General features: G+C 62.5%; 24 protein-coding genes and 1 tRNA gene. 17 read left to right on the top strand and 8 right to left on the bottom strand.

What is annotated here, in order from left to right; all coding sequences use genetic code 11:
- The first annotated feature begins 383 nt into the window (after positions 1 to 383).
- On the top strand, positions 384 to 764 hold the full coding sequence (locus CV770_RS04195; RefSeq protein ID WP_146101246.1) for a hypothetical protein: 381 nt from the start codon (positions 384 to 386) through the stop codon (positions 762 to 764).
- Positions 765 to 866: 102 nt separating this feature from the next.
- Here CV770_RS04195 and CV770_RS04190 read toward each other — a convergent pair whose 3' ends face one another.
- From CV770_RS04190 to CV770_RS04180, 3 genes are all read right to left on the bottom strand, one after another.
- Positions 867 to 1133 (bottom strand): hypothetical protein, encoded by a 267-nt coding sequence (locus tag CV770_RS04190; RefSeq protein WP_104461493.1) that lies wholly within the window; start codon positions 1131 to 1133, stop codon positions 867 to 869.
- Between the two features lie 182 nt (positions 1134 to 1315).
- Complete coding sequence (locus CV770_RS04185) at positions 1316 to 1618, bottom strand: hypothetical protein (protein WP_018323106.1); 303 nt, start codon at positions 1616 to 1618, stop codon at positions 1316 to 1318.
- 112 nt (positions 1619 to 1730) lie between these two features.
- Positions 1731 to 2222, bottom strand: a complete 492-nt coding sequence (locus CV770_RS04180) for a hypothetical protein (protein ID WP_104461434.1) — start codon at positions 2220 to 2222, stop codon at positions 1731 to 1733.
- Positions 2223 to 2569: 347 nt separating this feature from the next.
- Between CV770_RS04180 and CV770_RS04175 the strand changes: the two genes are divergently transcribed.
- From CV770_RS04175 to CV770_RS04165, 6 genes are all read left to right on the top strand, one after another.
- The gene (locus CV770_RS04175; protein ID WP_094896974.1) at positions 2570 to 2866 is read left to right on the top strand and encodes an HU family DNA-binding protein; all 297 of its coding nucleotides are present in this window, start codon (positions 2570 to 2572) and stop codon (positions 2864 to 2866) included.
- A 41-nt stretch (positions 2867 to 2907) separates the two neighbouring features.
- Positions 2908 to 3360 (top strand): hypothetical protein, encoded by a 453-nt coding sequence (locus CV770_RS43035; protein ID WP_210203155.1) that lies wholly within the window; start codon positions 2908 to 2910, stop codon positions 3358 to 3360.
- 184 nt (positions 3361 to 3544) lie between these two features.
- Positions 3545 to 3682: a hypothetical protein gene (locus tag CV770_RS42430; RefSeq protein WP_165637345.1), complete on the top strand. Its 138-nt coding sequence runs from the start codon at positions 3545 to 3547 to the stop codon at positions 3680 to 3682.
- Between the two features lie 103 nt (positions 3683 to 3785).
- On the top strand, positions 3786 to 4010 hold the full coding sequence (locus tag CV770_RS41470; protein WP_129590851.1) for a hypothetical protein: 225 nt from the start codon (positions 3786 to 3788) through the stop codon (positions 4008 to 4010).
- 216 nt (positions 4011 to 4226) lie between these two features.
- Positions 4227 to 4373 carry a hypothetical protein gene (locus tag CV770_RS42425; protein WP_165637344.1) on the top strand — a complete coding sequence of 49 codons (147 nt, stop codon included), beginning with the start codon at positions 4227 to 4229 and terminating at the stop codon, positions 4371 to 4373.
- A gap of 327 nt (positions 4374 to 4700) precedes the next feature.
- On the top strand, positions 4701 to 4898 hold the full coding sequence (locus tag CV770_RS04165) for a hypothetical protein (RefSeq protein ID WP_091956771.1): 198 nt from the start codon (positions 4701 to 4703) through the stop codon (positions 4896 to 4898).
- A gap of 7 nt (positions 4899 to 4905) precedes the next feature.
- On the opposite strand, the gene CV770_RS43840 is transcribed toward CV770_RS04165, so the two are convergent.
- On the bottom strand, positions 4906 to 5031 hold the full coding sequence (locus CV770_RS43840) for a hypothetical protein (protein ID WP_104461433.1): 126 nt from the start codon (positions 5029 to 5031) through the stop codon (positions 4906 to 4908).
- 101 nt (positions 5032 to 5132) lie between these two features.
- Positions 5133 to 5363, bottom strand: a complete 231-nt coding sequence (locus CV770_RS04155) for a hypothetical protein (protein ID WP_028144755.1) — start codon at positions 5361 to 5363, stop codon at positions 5133 to 5135.
- A gap of 281 nt (positions 5364 to 5644) precedes the next feature.
- On the opposite strand from CV770_RS04155, the gene CV770_RS04150 reads away from it, so the two are divergent.
- Complete coding sequence (locus CV770_RS04150; protein ID WP_091956770.1) at positions 5645 to 5935, top strand: hypothetical protein; 291 nt, start codon at positions 5645 to 5647, stop codon at positions 5933 to 5935.
- Between the two features lie 68 nt (positions 5936 to 6003).
- Here CV770_RS04150 and CV770_RS42420 read toward each other — a convergent pair whose 3' ends face one another.
- On the bottom strand, positions 6004 to 6168 hold the full coding sequence (locus CV770_RS42420) for a hypothetical protein (protein ID WP_162832225.1): 165 nt from the start codon (positions 6166 to 6168) through the stop codon (positions 6004 to 6006).
- A gap of 237 nt (positions 6169 to 6405) precedes the next feature.
- Between CV770_RS42420 and CV770_RS04145 the strand changes: the two genes are divergently transcribed.
- The 5 genes from CV770_RS04145 (at position 6406) to CV770_RS04125 (ending at position 9828) form a co-directional block, all read left to right on the top strand.
- The gene (locus tag CV770_RS04145; protein ID WP_201759695.1) at positions 6406 to 7167 is read left to right on the top strand and encodes a Sir2 family NAD-dependent protein deacetylase; all 762 of its coding nucleotides are present in this window, start codon (positions 6406 to 6408) and stop codon (positions 7165 to 7167) included.
- Between the two features lie 197 nt (positions 7168 to 7364).
- Positions 7365 to 8027 (top strand): cold-shock protein, encoded by a 663-nt coding sequence (locus CV770_RS04140; RefSeq protein WP_201759694.1) that lies wholly within the window; start codon positions 7365 to 7367, stop codon positions 8025 to 8027.
- 169 nt (positions 8028 to 8196) lie between these two features.
- The gene (locus CV770_RS04135) at positions 8197 to 8682 is read left to right on the top strand and encodes a DUF192 domain-containing protein (protein WP_091956769.1); all 486 of its coding nucleotides are present in this window, start codon (positions 8197 to 8199) and stop codon (positions 8680 to 8682) included.
- A 122-nt stretch (positions 8683 to 8804) separates the two neighbouring features.
- Positions 8805 to 8881 (top strand) — tRNA-Pro (locus tag CV770_RS04130).
- A gap of 752 nt (positions 8882 to 9633) precedes the next feature.
- The gene (locus CV770_RS04125; RefSeq protein ID WP_018323121.1) at positions 9634 to 9828 is read left to right on the top strand and encodes a hypothetical protein; all 195 of its coding nucleotides are present in this window, start codon (positions 9634 to 9636) and stop codon (positions 9826 to 9828) included.
- Between the two features lie 109 nt (positions 9829 to 9937).
- On the opposite strand, the gene CV770_RS04120 is transcribed toward CV770_RS04125, so the two are convergent.
- Positions 9938 to 11113 (bottom strand): OpgC domain-containing protein, encoded by a 1176-nt coding sequence (locus tag CV770_RS04120; RefSeq protein WP_104461431.1) that lies wholly within the window; start codon positions 11111 to 11113, stop codon positions 9938 to 9940.
- A 252-nt stretch (positions 11114 to 11365) separates the two neighbouring features.
- Between CV770_RS04120 and CV770_RS04115 the strand changes: the two genes are divergently transcribed.
- The 3 genes from CV770_RS04115 to CV770_RS04105 all read left to right on the top strand — a co-directional run bounded on the left by CV770_RS04115 (position 11366) and on the right by CV770_RS04105 (position 12937).
- Positions 11366 to 11671, top strand: a complete 306-nt coding sequence (locus tag CV770_RS04115; protein ID WP_091956766.1) for an ETC complex I subunit — start codon at positions 11366 to 11368, stop codon at positions 11669 to 11671.
- Positions 11672 to 11910: 239 nt separating this feature from the next.
- The gene (locus CV770_RS04110) at positions 11911 to 12402 is read left to right on the top strand and encodes an Lrp/AsnC family transcriptional regulator (protein WP_018323124.1); all 492 of its coding nucleotides are present in this window, start codon (positions 11911 to 11913) and stop codon (positions 12400 to 12402) included.
- A 241-nt stretch (positions 12403 to 12643) separates the two neighbouring features.
- Positions 12644 to 12937 carry a DUF3551 domain-containing protein gene (locus CV770_RS04105; protein WP_092258394.1) on the top strand — a complete coding sequence of 98 codons (294 nt, stop codon included), beginning with the start codon at positions 12644 to 12646 and terminating at the stop codon, positions 12935 to 12937.
- Between the two features lie 94 nt (positions 12938 to 13031).
- Here the strand turns inward: CV770_RS04105 and CV770_RS04100 are convergent, their stop codons facing one another.
- Positions 13032 to 14060, bottom strand: a complete 1029-nt coding sequence (locus CV770_RS04100; RefSeq protein ID WP_104461430.1) for an AraC family transcriptional regulator — start codon at positions 14058 to 14060, stop codon at positions 13032 to 13034.
- Between the two features lie 167 nt (positions 14061 to 14227).
- Here CV770_RS04100 and CV770_RS04095 point away from each other — a divergent pair, with 167 nt between their 5' ends.
- Positions 14228 to 15355 (top strand): isovaleryl-CoA dehydrogenase, encoded by a 1128-nt coding sequence (locus tag CV770_RS04095; protein ID WP_091956974.1) that lies wholly within the window; start codon positions 14228 to 14230, stop codon positions 15353 to 15355.
- Positions 15356 to 15362 lie beyond the last annotated feature (7 nt).

Genomic DNA, 15362 nt, shown 5'->3' with positions numbered 1-15362 from the left:
GAAAGTGGGAGGAGGGGCAGGGGGCGGGGCAAATGTGTGTGAAGGGAAAGGGTTGGCGAAGCGAGCCAGCCGAGCATGGACTGGAGCCGCGGAGTAGGGGGGCTAGCGATGGCAAATGACCTGAGCAGCCCTGTCGCCGCCAAGGTCCCTCTGAACTGCTCTTGCGACGGTTGCGGTGAACCCCAACTCCGCCGGCGCGACCCATCCATATGCTCCAAGCCGTGCTCAGCGCGATGGTGGATATTCTCCTGTTGGCCACATGGAGCCGTGGTCAGGTTCTTCGGCCTGAAAAGGCGTCGAGATCGCCACGGCCATCTTCGGCCTCGGCTGTATCGTGATCGGCTCTGTGGTGTCGGCGCTGGGGCACTGACGAGGGAAGCATCGTGAAGACGATTACACTACTTGCCGTGGCGGCGATGTTGCTGCTGGAGGTCTTCGGCCCGACGTCGAGCGTCGGTGGCTCGATGGGCTTCATGCTGGTCTTTGTCGCCGTGATGCTGGCGGTCGCGATCTACGAGGCCTGGTCGAACAGGCGCGGAGCGATCGGATGGACCGTGAATGTTTTCGCGTCGGTCGTTGGCGGTCTGACGGCAATTGCCCTCATCGGAATGGCCATGGATACGATCCTCCCGTATCTCCACCTCGAAGGCTCGCTCGCATCGTCGCAGCATCCTCTGAAGTATGTCGTGGTCACAGTGATTGCGATCTTGATGGTGCTGGGATCATGGATACCGCTCCGGATCGTCAACCGGCTGCGCGCTTAGCTGAAGGATGGAGGCTGTTACCAGAGGGGCGAGGCGGCCTGAACACGAGATGGCCGCGCCGCTCCGTGGGGAGCGACGCAGTCAGCCGTGCAGGACGCCGGCTTACTTCATGTTGCTGCGCGTCTTCGTGCCGCCCTGGTCGCTACCCCGGCCGGAGCCGCCCTGGCCGGAGGCGTCGGGCTTCACCATTCCGCCCTTGCTCATGCCGTCCTTGCTCATCCCGGTCGTGCCCTTGGTCATCGAGCCCTTGTCCGGGTTTTTCATGCCGGGCTTCTGCATGTTGTCGGACTGCGGGGCGGGTCCGGTTTGGGCAAAGGCGGAGCCGCACATGAGACCGAGTGCGGCGGTAGCGATCATGAACTTCTTCATCGCAAGCTCCTCGTTGGTTGCATGAGCCAACGGGAACGCGGAAGCCATGTTCCTCGACTCGACGTTCAGGAGGCAAGAATTCTTCGTCGGAGGTCGCCGCCCGCGATTTATGTCAGCGGGCGTGCGTTCTTGCGCGGGGGCGAGCTGCCTGGGATCGACGCCGACGTCGTCGCCGCCTGCAACTAGGCCGCGATCCGTTGTTCGACCGGGGCCGTCAGCAGCTTGAGCGCTTGTGCATGTTGCAAGTCAGGGACCGCGATCGCCGTGTGGCTGTAGATCGCATGGCTGCGTGATTTTGCAATCTTGTCCAGGATCTGGCTACCCTTGATGACGTGAAGACCCATGCCCTCGTCAGTGGGGAAGATCGCCAGCACCACGTCGTAGGCCGCGATGACGGCCCTGAGTGCTTCGGCCTTGTCCTCGGCGACGTCGACGAAAACACGAACATCAGCCGCGAGTTCACGCAGCTCGTCAAAATCCAGCACTGTGGGATACTCCAAACGCAACGAGACCGAATGGAGATTGGCGGCGTTGGGTTACTGAAGTGTCAACAAGGCGTGCCGAGCCACAAGTTTCACGGCGAGGTGACTTCAGGCTCTAGCGCTTTGCTTCTTCCTTGCGAAGCCGGACCTCCGCGGACTCGTCCACGAGGTTCAAGGCGTGGCCGTCATAACTCAGCTTGAGCCCTCGGCCGACGATCCATGTCCATCCCTCCCGGTCCTTGATCGGTTGGGCGTTGAACTGGTCGGAGATCGATTTGACGGCAGCGTCCTGCGCCCCCGGATTGTTCAACTCCGCCTTGACGCGCCAGATCGGGTGCCTGGCGTCGGCCTCCTCGCTGTCGACCGTAAGCTTGGCGCCGTTGATGTCGCATTCGAAGGTGTAGGAGTCGCGGCTCCGGCGGCAGAGATAGCGGCGTTGACTGACGAGCTTGCTGGTCTCGTCGAATGTCATCCCGGGCGAGAAGCCGAAGATGTCGGACTTCTTCACGAGGGCGAGGGACGCAGGCTTCAGGAAGCTCGGCTGGATCGCGACGAGGGCTGCGACGGCGACAACGATCAAACCTGCGATGACGATAGCGACCTTCATGAGCACCCCACGAGAAACCTTCAGACCATTATAGGCGGCCGGGCCGTTCTACCATGCCCCCAAAAGCGAAAACCCCGCCTGGGGGAAGCGGGGCTCTCTGTGGGGTGAAGCTTAGGGACTTCAATGATATGACGGCGCCGGCCGCAAAATGGTTCAAACGGAAATCGGAAGGTCCTCCGGCATCTTCACAGGAAGTGGGGAACCCCGCAGAACCCCTGCTTGCGTTTTCGGCCTCGATGGGTTCTAAGCCCCGTCACTTCATGACCTCTGGCATGAAATCAGCGCGCCCCCGCGCTTCAGGCCGCGTCCCCAGCAGAGTTGCTCGCGCGCACAAAAGGAATTCAGACATGGCGAAGATGACGAAGACTCAATTGATTGATGCAATTGCCGAGGGCACGCAGCTTTCGAAGAACGACGTGAAGTCAGTGATCGAGTACATGGCGACGGTCGGCTACAAGGAGCTCAACGAGTCCGGCGAATTCGTCATTCCCGGCTTCGCGAAGATGTCGGTCGTGAACAAGCCGGCGACCGAAGCCCGCATGGGCGTCAATCCCTTCACCAAGGAGCCGATGCAGTTTGCGGCCAAGCCGGCGAGCAAGTCGGTCAAGGCCTCGCCGCTGAAGGTGGCCAAGGACGCCGTCTAAGGCGCTGGTGATGTCGTTGCGGCGGGATGCCGCAACGATCAATGACTGAAGACAAGGTGGTGCTCGGCGACGGCGATGCCGAACATCACCACGACAATCAGGACGAACCACAGAGCGCGCCGGTCGGTTTGTCCCGGCGCGCTCTGCGGTTTCCGGCAAGCCGGGCAGACCGAAAGTCCGATCGGGATCTCGGTCTCACAGTATTCGCAGATCATCGGCGCCTCGATCATGAAGGGCGCGGGGCATCGGCTCTGGGGCCGGACACGGTAGCGCGCGACACCGCCTCATTCGGCCGGTCCAATGCGAATGTTGGAAGATTCGTTCCCGTGGCTACGACCGGCTGCACCTTGGCAGGCAGCCGTTGCCTTCAAAGAAAAACCCCGCGCTTTCGCACGGGGCTCTTCTGGCTGACGGCGTTGGGATTTCAGCGCCTGGCCGCCAGCCGTATTTCTAACTTAAAGTTGAAAACCCAAAAAGCAACAGCGCCGCGATGACGGAATATGTTCGTTCACCGCAGCGCTGCCATATGACTGGGCGCTGAAATCCCCAGCTTCCATGGGTCCACGCGGCGTTGAAAAGGTTCAACGCGACATGCCGGAAATCGCGCGCGAGGGACTGGACTTTTTGTTCTCATTTTGTTCTAGTGAGCCGCCTTAAGGACCGCTTGGGAGGTGACTCATGACCGTCGAAAAACAGCGCGAAGTGATCAGGCTCTGGAACGAGCTCAGGAAGCTCGATGGCCCGGCCGCGGAAGAGCTCCGCATCCAGATCCTGGAATGCTTCTCGGAAAAGGAAAAAGTGAAGCGGGCGGCTTGATCCGCTCCGGCGGACGCCGAACACTAGGGATCCGGCAAACGCCGTCTGACCTGACGGCTCGCGCTTATCGGGCGGCTTTCGCAGGGGCGACGAGGCGACCAATTTGAAGTTCGTTGTGGTTGCCGCCGCGAAAATTCGCCGCTGGTGCTTCAGGAACGAACATGTGCTGTCAGCGTTCGGCCTGCATGACATGCCCGCGATGCGCCAAGCCGATGACGGCGACTTCCGCCAACAGCTTTCGATGCGAACCTTGCCGCGAGATCGTCATCGTGTTCGCGGTCGTCTCGAAATTCCTGCCGCCGAAGATTGTGCCGAGCTACGTCGCTGAAGAGGTTGCGTCGCGCGCTTTCATCGATCGTTAGGAATCGCCTCGCACTGATTTTTTCGACTCCGATTCGTTCTTTGAGAACGAAATGGAGTCGGATGCAGAACATGTTGCACCTGCGGCGGCGATGCGGCCACACGCATCAAAACGAGACAGCGTGATGCTTCGCACAGTCCCGTCCGCGCCTTCTCCGTAAGGAGTGAGGCGAGGGAGAGCGACATGGATGCGTGCTGGTTTCTTGCCGAGATCGCGAAAGTGTTCTGGTACGATCGGCACTCGCGCTTGCGCAAAGGCAAACCGTCAGTGCCGCAAGTGCCGCCGCCGGGATCGAAATCTCCCGAGGCCTCGTCTCCCGATGCGACCTGAGCCGATCGTCGTGCCTGCGCGCACGTTTTGTTAAGAGTCGCTCCACGCCGATTTCTTCGATTCCGATTCGTTCTTCGAGAACGAAATGGTGTCGAAGCTGGAACAAAGCCGGTCGCCAGGCTGCGGTCGCTTCGGCTTCCTGCGATATGGCAAGCAGCTCGCTGGAAATCGCGGGCGCTCCGCAAACTCCTAACAATCATTTGCGCGGAAGCCGATAACCCTATTCGGTTAGGTTAAAAGCCCAATCGCGTTGCGCTTGGCGCTCGTTGCGGTAGATGTCTGGCAAGGACAAGCAAGAAACGACCTTTACCAAGAAGCATTTTTATCATGACACCTTTTTCTGAGCCGTCCTTTTACCAAGGCGACCGAGAGACCTACCGGCGCGTCGCCATCGTCGGCGCGCTGTTCTGTCTCGCTTTCGTGGTGATCAGCTTCTCGCTGCGGCCGCAGCTCGAGGACACGCGCGTCGCGGTCAAGGCAGACCGGCTGGTGCGCACGGCGGGCCAGGCGGCGCACGCCAATTAAAGCGGCGCTAGCGATCGTCGCTGTAGACGCGATCGTCGGCCGGCACCTGCGGGCCCGCGGTGCCGCGCGAGGCAAGCGCCACGAAACCGGCATAGCCGGACAAATTGAGCAAAACTTCGAGCCACGCGGGCATGTCGGGCCTCTTCCGCTCTCTGCGTGAAGGGGGATTCAACGTCCGCGCGTATTCCTGGTTCCATGCTCTCGCCAAGAAATTCGGAAGAAATTCGAAGGAACTCAAAGCGGAGAGGAGGGGTCGAGTCGGCGGCCGAGGGTCGCGACGGATTCGCTCGACGGCTGCTCTTTCAGGAACTCGGCGATCGCCCGCGCCAGCTCGCCGTCGCTCATCGGCGTCGGCGGCGGGTGCAGCGTGCCGACACCGAAGCTGCGAACGATCTCGTCGTAGTGCTGATCGTCGGATCGGGGAACCAGCCTGCGGATACGGGCCAGCAAAGCGGATAGCGGCAAACTCTCCTCCTCGGTCGTTCGCCCCGCTGGCAGCAATCCTCGTCTGCTGCCATCTGCTCCCGTGAAACTGAAAACCCCGCCAGCATCGCGGAGATGCTGACGGGGCTTCGTGCTGTTGCCTCTACCCGGATGGCGGAGGCTCCCGCACTTGAGGAGGCAATCCTCGGCCGGCGATTTCGTTCCGCCCGCATCGGCTTTTTTTGCCCCGCCCGGTTCCGCACCCTGCGCGCAACCATCGCAGGCGCGCGTCGTTATCTCCGCGAGACGCGAAGGAGGAGAGCATGAAGAAAACACTGGCAGTTCTGGCCACCGTCGCAGCCGTTGGCGTGACCGCGGTTGCGGCCCCTGCGCCTGCCGAGGCGCGCGGGCGCGGCATTGGCCCGGGCCTCGCATTTGGCCTCGCCGCCGGCGCGATCACCGCGGGTGCGGTCGCAGCGTCCCATCCGTACGGTTATTACGGCCCGCGCTACGGCTATTATGACGGCCCCGACTATTATTACGGGCCGGGCTCCTACGCCTATTACGGCGGCGGACCGTACTACCGGCGCCATCACCACTGGCGCCATTGGTAGCCACTCTCAAGCGAAAAGCCCGGAGCGATGCTCCGGGCTTTTTTCACGTGCATTGATCGGGACGTGAACTACGGCCAAAGCGAGGGCCGTTCGACCTTGCGGGCGTTCTCCAGGGTCGACACGAAATATTCTTCGCGCTCGCGCTTGAATTTTTCCTGCGTGGCACGGAAGGCGGCGACACGGGCTGCGATTTCATCGCGCTCACGAGCTTTGCGTTCTTCGTCTTCGGTCATGACCATCCCCTCGGGTTTACTTAACTCAAGCACTGCCGCCGCATCATCTTGAGTCGCATTGACACATCCATTGGGGCTCCTGAATGGGGCGTCAATGGGGAGGAGGCATTGCAGGATTGTGATATGCGAAGGTCGGAAAAAATTGCCGGGCACTTCGCGTTGGCGCTTGATAAGAGCGTCAACAATCTTGCCGCTTGCGCATGATGCTGTCAGGCAAAACGAATCGGGAGGCCGCGATTGATTGCATCGGATCTTCAGAGCGGCGTTGAGCGGCTCGGCGACATGATCGCCGAGGCAAGGGTCATCGTGCCGTTCACCGGCGCCGGCATCTCGACCGAATGCGGCATTCCCGACTTCAGCTCGCCGGGCGGAATTTGGACGCGCAACCGTCCGATCCCGTTCGACGAATTCGTCGCGAGCCAGTCAGCGCGGGACGAATCCTGGCGCCGCCGTTTTGCGATGGAGGAGGTCTTCGCGGCGGCGAAACCCGGCCGCGGCCATCGGGCGCTGGCCTCGCTCTATTGCGCCGGCAAGGTTCCCGCCGTCATCACCCAGAACATCGACAATCTGCACCAGGCCTCCGGTTTCGCCGGCGAGCACGTGATTGAACTTCACGGCAATACCACTTATGCGCGCTGCATCGGATGCTGGCAGGCCTATCCGCTCGACTGGGTGAAGCGTCGCTTCGACGACGACGGCCTCGCGCCCAACTGCACCGCGTGCGACGAGCCGGTGAAAACCGCCACGATCTCCTTCGGCCAGATGATGCCCGATGATGAAATGCAGCGCGCGACCGCATTGTCGCAGGCCTGCGACCTCTTCATCGCGATCGGTTCCTCGCTCGTGGTGTGGCCCGCGGCGGGCTTTCCGATGATGGCGAAGAACGCCGGTGCACGTCTGGTGTTCATCAATCGCGAGCCGACCGAACAGGACGACATTGCCGATCTCATCATCCACCACGACATCGGCGAAGCGCTCGGGCCCTTTGTCGCCAATTGAGGCATCAATTTGATTCGCGGCTGTGCAAGCTGTTCATAGGTTCCGCCGAATCTCTTTTTTATCTATGCCTCGCAACCGGGAGTGTTATCTTTTGAGTCGAAAGATTCGCGTCGCGTCCAGTTGAGAAGGTTCTCGAAAGACGCGTGATTCGATGCCGCTGCTGAGGCGGGTCGCATGACAGTGTGGGGTCCGGGGTTATGGGGTCGTCGGACGGATTTGAGTCCAAGAAGCTCGGGGTTCCCGGGCAGGGGGCATCGCCCGGGCGGATCACGCCGGGCGAGCACGGCAGTGCCGGTCGCGAGAGCGGGCTCAGTCCGTTCAGCGGGCTCGGCGAGACCAGCGCCAATCTCGTCGAAGTCCACGGCGTCATCAAATGGTTCGACGCTTCCAAGGGCTACGGCTTCATCGTTCCCGACAACGGCTGGCCGGACGTTCTCCTGCACGTAACCGTGCTTAGGCGCGACGGCTTCCAGACCGCCTATGAGGGCGCCCGCATCGTCGTCGAGTGCATCCAGCGCGCCAAGGGTTACCAGGCTTTCCGCGTGGTCTCGATGGATGAGTCGACCGCGATCCATCCTGCGCAGATGCTGCCGCCGCGCACCCATGTCACGGTCACCGCGACCAGCGGGCCGGAACGGGCCCAGGTCAAATGGTTCAACCGGCTGCGCGGCTTCGGCTTCCTGACCTGCGGCGAGGGCACGCCCGACATCTTCGTGCACATGGAGACGCTGCGCCGCTTCGGCATGACCGAGCTCAGGCCCGGCCAGTATGTCCTGGTCCGCTTCGGGCCCGGCTCCAAGGGCATGATGGCGGCCGAGATCCATCCCGAGACCGGATCGCCGGGATTGCAGTCGCACTAAGCGCGAGGAGACTCGCGCTCTGGCTTCCAAGTCCCTGCAAGCTTTCAAATCCCCCAAGCTTCATTTCCCGCAATCGTGAGCAGAGCCGCGCCGGCAGACCGGTGCGCCTCTGGCTTTTCCGGCGACCGCCGCGTAAGGACTGGTCCAGTCCCACGCCTCGAGTGCCCCCATGAATCCTGATCGAAAGGCTGTCTGGTCCGTTCTGAAGGGCTGGCTTGCCGCCGTGCTCGTCATCGCCGGCTGTGTCGTTGCCGGCGCGCCCGCCGGCGCCGCCAGCTTCCAGCCGCTCGAGATCGTCACCAAGAACGGCGTGCAGGTATTCTCGGTGGAAGTGGCGACGACCGAGGAGGAGAAGCAGACCGGCCTGATGTACCGCAAGGAGCTGGCGGACGGCAAAGGCATGCTGTTCGACTTCAATCCCGAGCAGGAGGTGTCGATGTGGATGAAGAACACCTATGTCTCGCTCGACATGATCTTCATCCGCGCCGACGGCCGCATCCTGCGCATCGCCGAGAATACCGAGCCGATGTCGACCAAGATCATCTCGTCCCGGGGGCCCGCCCGGGCCGTGCTGGAGGTGGTGGCAGGAACGGCGCAGAAATACGGCATCCGCCCCGGCGACCGCGTCGGCCATCCGCTGTTCGGCAGCAAATAGCGCGGGCAGGCGGGCGCCTGCCGGGCCCTGGAAGCTTGCCGGCGCTTTGAAAGCCTTGCTGGCGCCTTGGAAGCCTTGCTGGCGCCTTGGGAAGCGTGTATCGACGGGGCTCGCCGGACATTCGGGGTATAGCGCAGCCTGGTAGCGCGGCAGTTTTGGGTACTGCAGGTCGTTGGTTCGAATCCAGCTGCCCCGACCAGTCCCCTCGTTGAGTCTCCCGGACTTTTTCCCTCTGACCTCTGCCGTGATCTGACAGGCGTCGTTCCGCGACTTCTGCGCGATGTTTCAAGCGGTTGCGGCGCGCTGACCGGGACAGAATTGGCGGCCCCGCATCGAACCTTTTGGCTGTCGTCACAGACATATGTGTGTTGGGGATTTCAGCGCCCAATGTCTAAACGGACGCCGCCAAGCGATGATATTCCGCTTGCGCGGCGTTGCGCTTTTCAGGTGTCGCTTTTCAGATCCGACCGATCAGCTCGAGGCGTACCAGCCGAACGGAAACGGTAGTAGCGGCCATATGCCGTGGTTGTCGTTGGCGGCTTTCGGCAGCTCATGCGCCGGCGTCCTTGCGATTAGCGTAGGGGACGACGATCGGAGCGCCAGGCGCAGACGTTCACATTGCAAATTCATTGTGGTCGCTCTGACGAGATTCTCGAAATTCAATCTACAAAATTGGACGTCAGCTCAATCAAATCGCCACGCGCCCAAGATGGCGCGGTCATTCTCAAATCGCACGTACATTGTAGATAAATCCGCGCCGGCTTTCAACCGATCTCGGCCGTAAGCCGAGGGGGAAGTAAGGTTGACCGGTTAGGTTAAGGATGAGCGGTTGTTGCGGCCGCTTCGGCGATCGTTATCAGATCGATTCCGGCTCGCGACGGGCTGCCTGCAATTCGTGCTCACACAAGGTCACGGTTCGTCGCGGCGCGCGTATCCTGTGAGTTCTGCGTCATGTCTTTCGATCGCAACTTCAAAACCGCCGGTCCGCAATCGAGCTGGAGCGAGATCTGGCACCTCTGGACCGTGATCGTGCCCCGCCGCTCGATAAACGGGCAGCTCGTGGTCGGCAAGGTCTGGCGCCGCCATGACGGCCGCGACTGGATCTACAAGAAGTTCACCGAGTTCGACGGCGAAGAAGCCGCCTGAAGAGCGATGAGCCGGGCAAACCGTCGTCGCGCCTTGGGCCATTGCTGAGGCCATCGATCTTGGCCCATGGCGGCTGAAGGCCGCGCTTCAACCGCCAGACGTTGCCGGATCAGGCCGCCTTCGCTGCGGCTGCCGCCGGCTTGGGCGGCGGTGGCTTCAGCGGCTTGTCCTGCTTCTTCGACCACGAAATGTAATAGGCCACCGTCGTCATGATCGCGATGCCGGCGACGCTGACGAAGATCTGTGCGAGCAGCGAGCCCGAGCTCATCGACAGCTCGAAATGGCCGACGAACGACAGGAACACGCCGACGCAGAACACGGCGAGCGACTGCTGGCCGCAGACGATCAGGGGATCGAACACCTTCCATTCAAGTCCCGGCCATTCCTTTGGCACGAAGCGGATCACCATGATCACGATCACGACGAAGTGGAGGAAGCGGTAGGGCGCAAGGTTGGTCTTGTCGTTCGGATTGAAGGCCGAGAACAGCCACTCCGGGAACATGCCGCCGAACGTGGGGAAGCGGCCGGCCATGGTCATGACCAGCGCGAACAAGAGATAGCCGAGACAGAGATAGAGCGTGATCGGCGCGTTGATCAGCGTCATCGAGCGCCGTGCGCCACCCATCGCGCACCAGGCGCCGAACACGAACAGCACCTGCCAGCAATACGGGTTGAAGTACCACTGGCCGGCCGGATAGGCATTCAGATTCCAGCCGAAGTGACGCGCCGCCAGCCACAGCACGATCGCCAGCACCATCGTCAAATCGGGCTTGCGCAGCATGAACCACAACACCGGCGGGAACAGGCCCATCAGCACGATGTAGAGCGGCAGCACGTCGAGATTGAGCGGCTTGAAGCGCAGGAACAGGCCCTGGCGCAGCGTCTCGGTGGCGTTGTCGACGAGGCCGGCGACGTTGAACTCGTTGATCATCTCGCTATCGCCGAAGCGCAGCGCCAGATAGCTGATCGAGGCGATATAGATCACGAACAGGATGATGTGGGCGACGTAGAGCTGCCAGACCCGCTTGGTCAGCCGGGTGGCGCCGACCAGGAAGCCGCGCTCCAGCATCATCCGCGCATAGACGAACGAGGCGGTATAGCCGGAGATGAAGACGAACAGGTCGGCGGCGTCGGAAAAGCCGTAATTGCGCGTCGTGACCCAGTTCACGACATTGTCGGGAATGTGGTCGAGGAAGATCGCCCAGTTCGCGACCCCGCGAAACAGGTCGAGCCTGAGGTCACGGCCTTTTTCAGGGAGCGTGGCGTTGATGTTCAGGAAGGCCATGCGACGGGAGCTTTCGGGAGGGGCGGTTACGCTGATGTCGTCGAAGCAGTGCCGCCGGGCGGGCCCCCAGCGCGAAAGGCGGTACGCAATTGTCACGGTGCAGCATAATGACTATACCGGTGGTGAGGGTGCCCGGGGCCGGAATCACCGATCAGTTCCCAATCGGTGTCTGTATACTATCCCTGAGGTTTCCACCAACTGCTACCGTGACGCATCGAAATCGAACGAAAAGACGAAGAGGCCGGACCGCCAATGACCGCACGCATTTTCAAGCCCGCCAAGAACGCGATGCAATCCGGCCGGTCCAAGACGAAGGAATGGCAGCTCGACTACGAGCCGGAGCAGCCCCGTTCGGTCGAGCCGCTGATGGGCTGGACCTCGTCGGGCGACATGAAGCAGCAGATCACGCTGCGCTTCGACAGCAAGGAAGAGGCGGTCGCCTATTGCGAGCGCAAGGGCATCGCCTACCAGGTGATCGAGCCGCAGGATTCGATCCGCCGCCCGGCCGCCTATGCTGATAATTTCTCGTTCCGCCGCGGCGAGCCCTGGACGCATTGAGGGCGCGGCTGCATCGACTTCAAACGACTTGATGCTCTTGTCATGCCCGGGCCCGGTCCCGGGCATCCACGTTTTGGGTGGGCGTGAACGAACGTGGATCGCCGGGACAGGCCATGACGGTGGAGGAGAGGCATTCCACCCGAACGCGATAGCGTCGCGCCCCGGCGTTCGGACCCTTGGCACCAGTTCCGCCGCGTGCTTCGCTGGTCCTGACATCGGAACCACGACGGGGTGGGGGTATGGCGGGGCGTGACCAGCTCGACGGCGTCGATCTGAAGATATTATCCGAGTTGCAGCAGGACGGGCGTATCCGCAACAACGAGCTGGCGCTGCGCGTCGGCGTGTCCGCGCCGAACTGCCTGCGCCGGCTGAAATCGCTGTTCAGCCGCGGCGTGATCCGGGCAGTGCGGGCCGTCATCGACGAGCGGCGGCTCGGCTATGAGGTGGTCTCGTTCGTCTCGATCCAGCTCGGCAGCCAGGCCCAGCCGGTATTGGAGGCGTTCGAGAGCTCGATCGCTGCGATCCCGCGCATCCAGCAGTGCTGGCGGATCTCGGGCGACACCGACTATCTCCTGAGATGCGTGGCGCCGAGCGTGGAGAGCATGCGCCAGCAACTGCTGCATTTCGCAGCAATGCCTGACGTGAAGAACGTCCGCAGCTTCCCGGTGCTGGGTGTCGCGAAGGACGTGCCGCTGCCGTTGCAGGACGTCGCGGCGGTATCGGCGGGATAGGGAAACATTCCAGGCGCCGTTACTCCAAGATCGCGAAAATCCGTGGGCGCCACGCGTCGTCGATTTCAGCATTATAATACTGATTAACTCACATAACTGTGACATGTGATTTCGGAAGTCCTGCGATGCGCTGAGACGTGATTGCCGGTCCCGGTGCGCCGCCTAGATGCAAGGGGTGAACCTCAGCCTGCGTCGCATCCTGAGGACTCTTTTGTGGGACCCTGAAGCTGGAAAAGACACCATGACCTCGACCTCGAAGACGATTGTCGCATCCGCTGCGACGCTGTTTGCATCGGCGTTTCTCATGATGACCGCACCCGCCGCGCAGGCGGAAGAGTACTGCATCACCAACGGCGCCCAGGCCGCTCATGGCTGCGGCTATCCGACGATGGAAGCCTGCCGGGCTGCGGCGGGCGGGATCGGCGGCACCTGCTCGCAGAGCGGCGGTGCGAAGACCTCGAACGACGCGCTGGCCTATCAGCCGAAGCAGTCGCGCACCAAGCTTCGCCCCGGTGCGCAGACCAACTCGAACTAACGCCTGAATATGAGACGGGTTTCGAGACTGCGGCCTCCGAGAGTTCATCTCGGGGGCCGTAAATTCATGACGGTGAGGCGACAGCGGGCGTGTCTCAGCGATACCGGCCGCGAAACTCGCGCGGCGAGGCACCGGTCCAGGTGCGGAACGCGCGGGAAAAGCTCTTCTCGTTGCGGAAGCCCGCGATCTCCGCGATGCGTTTGATCGGCGTGCGGCCTCGCATCAGCTCCTGTTTTGCCAGTTCGAATTTTGCCTCTTCCTTGAGGTCGCGCAACGAGGTGGCCTCCTCGCGCAGGCGCCGATGCATGGTGCGGGTGGAGAGCGCAAGCTCGCTTGCGACATCCTCGGCACCGAGACTGCGTCCGCGCGCATTGCGGAGCACGCGGCGGACGCGCTCGACCAGCAGCCGGTCGCGCCGATAGGGCAGCACGGTCAACCGCAGCGCGCCCTTGAGCATGTTGTCGAGATCGGCCGGACTGCGCGTCAGCGGCAGCGATAGATAATGCTTGTCGAAGACGATCCGAGCGCAGTCCGCGTCGAAGCGGACGCTTTTGCAGAAGATGGTAGGATAGACCGAAACGTGTCCCGGCTCAGGATAAGGGAATTCCGCCGCGCGTAGCGCAATCGCGGAATCGACCGCCCAGCAGGAGAAGCCGAGGGCGTAGCGGAGCAGAGTGACGAGGCAGAATTCGCGCAAGGGCCCGAGGTCGCGCAGTTCCCGGATCGAGACGACCGCGGTCTCCTCGCTGAGCTCGAGATCGAGCAGCACGTCCTCGGTGAGCAGACGATGATGCCGGCACCAGCGCTTGAGCGCGACCTCCAGCGTCGGCGCGGTGATCGAAGCGCGGCACAACATGCCGTAGGTGCCCCAGGGCAGCCGCCGCGAGAACCAGCCGAGCGCCTCGTCGTCGAGCTCCCGCATGGCATGGCCCGCCAACGCCTCGAACTGGGCGGCGGTGATCCGCCCATCCGGAGAATTGACAAGGTCCGGCGCTACCTGACCGCGGCTCAGCGCCTCCGCCGGGTCGCGGCCATATCGTTCATAGGCGGCGACCACGCCGCGGACGAAGGCGGTGGGGGTCACGGCGCGGCGCGAGGTCGCGGTGGCGGCTTGAAAAGGCATTGCGAACCTTTGGGAATTCCTCTCGAAAATCCTCGCCAAGTTTGGCGGAAAATGCAACCTTTTCGACCGCAAGAGGGCTTCGATCCCGCTAGGTTCGAAGGTCAAAATACGGAGGAATCGCCTTGAACATCCCGAGCATCGACTTCGATCTGGGCGAAGACGTCGGCATGTTGCGCGACACGCTTCGCGCCTTCGTGGAGGCGGAGATCACCCCCCGCGCGGCCGACATCGAGAAGGCCAATCTGTTCCCCGCAGACCTCTGGAAGCGCTTCGGCGACCTTGGCCTGCTCGGCATGACCGCGCCGGAGCAATATGGCGGCTCGAACATGGGCTATCTCGCCCATATCGTCGCCATGGAGGAGATTTCGCGCGGTTCCGCGGCCGTGGGTCTGTCCTACGGCGCCCATTCCAACCTCTGCGTCAACCAGATCCGCCGCAACGGCAATGACGCGCAGCGCCAGCGCTATTTGCCGAAGCTGATCTCCGGCGACTATGTCGGCGCGCTCGCGATGTCCGAGCCGGGCGCCGGCTCCGACGTCGTCTCGATGAAGCTGCGCGCCGACAAGCGCGGCGACCGCTACGTGCTCAACGGCTCGAAGATGTGGATCACCAATGGCGGCGACGCTGACGTGCTCGTCGTCTACGCCAAGACCGATCCGGCGGCCGGCCCGCGCGGGATGACCGCTTTCTTGATCGAGAAGGGCTTCAAGGGTTTTACCCACGGCCAGCATCTCGACAAGCTCGGCATGCGCGGTTCCAACACCTATCCCTTGTTCTTCGACGAGTGCGAGGTGCCGGAGGAGAACGTGCTCGGCAAGGTGGGCGAGGGCGTCAGGGTGCTGATGTCCGGCCTCGACTATGAGCGCACGGTGCTGTCGGGCGGCCCGCTCGGGATCATGGCGGCCTGCATGGACGCGGTCGTGCCCTACATGCACGAGCGCAAGCAGTTCGGTCAGCCGATCGGCGATTTCCAGCTGATGCAGGGCAAGCTCGCCGACATGTATGCGACATGGCAGGCCACGCGCGCCTATGTCTATGCGGTGGGACGCGCTTGCGACCGCGCCGACCACGCCCGCAGCTTGCGCAAGGATGCGGCGGCGGCGATCCTCTATTCCGCGGAGAAGGCAACGTGGATGGCCGGCGAGGCGATCCAGGCGCTCGGCGGGGTCGGCTATACCAGTGAATTCCCTGTGGGGCGTCTGTGGCGCGACGCCAAGCTGTACGAGATCGGCGCGGGGACGTCCGAGGTTCGCCGCATGTTGATCGGCCGTGAACTGATGTCCGAGACGGCCTAAAACCCTC

The organism is Bradyrhizobium sp. AC87j1 (genome assembly GCF_002936975.1).
Lineage (GTDB): Bacteria > Pseudomonadota > Alphaproteobacteria > Rhizobiales > Xanthobacteraceae > Bradyrhizobium > Bradyrhizobium shewense.
This window is presented reverse-complemented; position numbering and strand designations above follow the sequence as displayed.

Bases quoted from the DNA above. Each gene is read 5' to 3' on its own strand.
- CV770_RS43840 (WP_104461433.1), bottom strand. From the start codon at position 5,031: ATGCCCGCGTGGCTCGAAGTTTTGCTCAATTTGTCCGGCTATGCCGGT.
- CV770_RS04175 (WP_094896974.1), top strand. From the start codon at position 2,570: ATGGCGAAGATGACGAAGACTCAATTGATTGATGCAATTGCCGAGGGC.
- CV770_RS04135 (WP_091956769.1), top strand. From the start codon at position 8,197: ATGAATCCTGATCGAAAGGCTGTCTGGTCCGTTCTGAAGGGCTGGCTT.
- CV770_RS04140 (WP_201759694.1), top strand. From the start codon at position 7,365: ATGGGGTCGTCGGACGGATTTGAGTCCAAGAAGCTCGGGGTTCCCGGG.
- CV770_RS42430 (WP_165637345.1), top strand. From the start codon at position 3,545: ATGACCGTCGAAAAACAGCGCGAAGTGATCAGGCTCTGGAACGAGCTC.
- CV770_RS04095 (WP_091956974.1), top strand. From the start codon at position 14,228: ATGTTGCGCGACACGCTTCGCGCCTTCGTGGAGGCGGAGATCACCCCC.
- CV770_RS04125 (WP_018323121.1), top strand. From the start codon at position 9,634: ATGTCTTTCGATCGCAACTTCAAAACCGCCGGTCCGCAATCGAGCTGG.
- CV770_RS04180 (WP_104461434.1), bottom strand. From the start codon at position 2,222: ATGAAGGTCGCTATCGTCATCGCAGGTTTGATCGTTGTCGCCGTCGCA.
- CV770_RS04100 (WP_104461430.1), bottom strand. From the start codon at position 14,060: ATGCCTTTTCAAGCCGCCACCGCGACCTCGCGCCGCGCCGTGACCCCC.
- CV770_RS43035 (WP_210203155.1), top strand. From the start codon at position 2,908: ATGACTGAAGACAAGGTGGTGCTCGGCGACGGCGATGCCGAACATCAC.
- CV770_RS04105 (WP_092258394.1), top strand. From the start codon at position 12,644: ATGACCTCGACCTCGAAGACGATTGTCGCATCCGCTGCGACGCTGTTT.
- CV770_RS04165 (WP_091956771.1), top strand. From the start codon at position 4,701: ATGACACCTTTTTCTGAGCCGTCCTTTTACCAAGGCGACCGAGAGACC.
- CV770_RS04110 (WP_018323124.1), top strand. From the start codon at position 11,911: ATGGCGGGGCGTGACCAGCTCGACGGCGTCGATCTGAAGATATTATCC.
- CV770_RS42425 (WP_165637344.1), top strand. From the start codon at position 4,227: ATGGATGCGTGCTGGTTTCTTGCCGAGATCGCGAAAGTGTTCTGGTAC.
- CV770_RS04150 (WP_091956770.1), top strand. From the start codon at position 5,645: ATGAAGAAAACACTGGCAGTTCTGGCCACCGTCGCAGCCGTTGGCGTG.
- CV770_RS42420 (WP_162832225.1), bottom strand. From the start codon at position 6,168: ATGACCGAAGACGAAGAACGCAAAGCTCGTGAGCGCGATGAAATCGCA.
- CV770_RS04190 (WP_104461493.1), bottom strand. From the start codon at position 1,133: ATGAAGAAGTTCATGATCGCTACCGCCGCACTCGGTCTCATGTGCGGC.
- CV770_RS04120 (WP_104461431.1), bottom strand. From the start codon at position 11,113: ATGGCCTTCCTGAACATCAACGCCACGCTCCCTGAAAAAGGCCGTGAC.
- CV770_RS04115 (WP_091956766.1), top strand. From the start codon at position 11,366: ATGACCGCACGCATTTTCAAGCCCGCCAAGAACGCGATGCAATCCGGC.